Here is a 922-nt window from a genome sequence, read left to right as displayed (position 1 = left end):
TTGATAACGATATGCACATGGATATTGCCGCTGTGGTTGTGTCCGTCCGGGTGGGTGCAGACAATGGCTTGGTGTCCGGGAAACTGCTTCCGGCAAAATTCCTCGCCCAACGCCTGCGCCCGGTCTACGGTCAAACCGTTGTCCACCGCGTCCCGTGGGTCAAAGCTGATAATGTAGTGGTGGCTTTTTACATCTTCCCGCTTCTGGTTCTTCCCATAGCGGAGATTGGAGCGCATACAGGCAACGGCAAAATCCTCGTCGCCGCAGTTCAGCGTGGCTATTCGATAGTCCTCCCTGAGCATGAGCCGCCCGTTTTCATCAAGGGTGGGCTTCATGGTAAACTCGTCATGTTCAAAGGTGAGGTACTGCTCGGCTGCGCCATAATCCGCATTTTTAGAGCTGATATGTTTGAATGTTGCCAACAGCGTCACCTACCTTTCGCAGGACTTCAAACTTCAAGGCAGCAAGGTCAGAAATGGCGGCGCGGACTTCAACGGACAGGGCGTTGTATGGTGTGCCGTACTCGTTGAGGGCGCGGGCAATCTGATTGAGGTTGCCACCGATTTTTCCGTATTCGGCGGTCAGCCTGCCAACGGCGGACAACAGTTCATCATTGACCGGGGAAACGGTAACGATGGGGCGAATGGTCGCCCGTGTAATGGCTTGCCGGATAAATTCGGATTGGCTCATGTCATAGTGTTTCAGCCGCTCGGTAAAGTCGGCGTATTCTTCCTCGGTCATGCGGGTTTTGACCACATGGCAGCGGTGGGGTGTGTTATATTTTTTCTTCAAGCGTTGACCTCCTTTCTCGCCCGACAGGGCGCATGAGCAGGGTTTGGGGAAGGCACTCCCCAACAAGATTTACCAAAGGGGGCAAAACCGCAGATATGCGGATTTTGGCACCGTGGTAGAATCTTGCTCT

General features: G+C 53.9%; 2 protein-coding genes. Both read right to left on the bottom strand.

The annotated features are described in order from the left end of the window. The coding region (locus H8711_RS13820) for a relaxase/mobilization nuclease domain-containing protein (RefSeq protein WP_249283904.1) at window positions 1-422 on the bottom strand (422 nt) is incomplete at its 3' end. Then, window positions 394-792, bottom strand: a complete 399-nt coding sequence (locus tag H8711_RS13815; protein WP_008818019.1) for a plasmid mobilization protein — start codon at window positions 790-792, stop codon at window positions 394-396. The genes H8711_RS13815 and H8711_RS13820, both read right to left, overlap by 29 nt. Between the last annotated feature and the right edge of the window lie 130 nt (window positions 793-922).

Source organism: Ligaoa zhengdingensis (genome assembly GCF_014384885.1).
Taxonomy (GTDB): Bacteria; Bacillota; Clostridia; order Oscillospirales; family Ruminococcaceae; genus Ligaoa; species Ligaoa zhengdingensis.
This window is presented reverse-complemented; position numbering and strand designations above follow the sequence as displayed.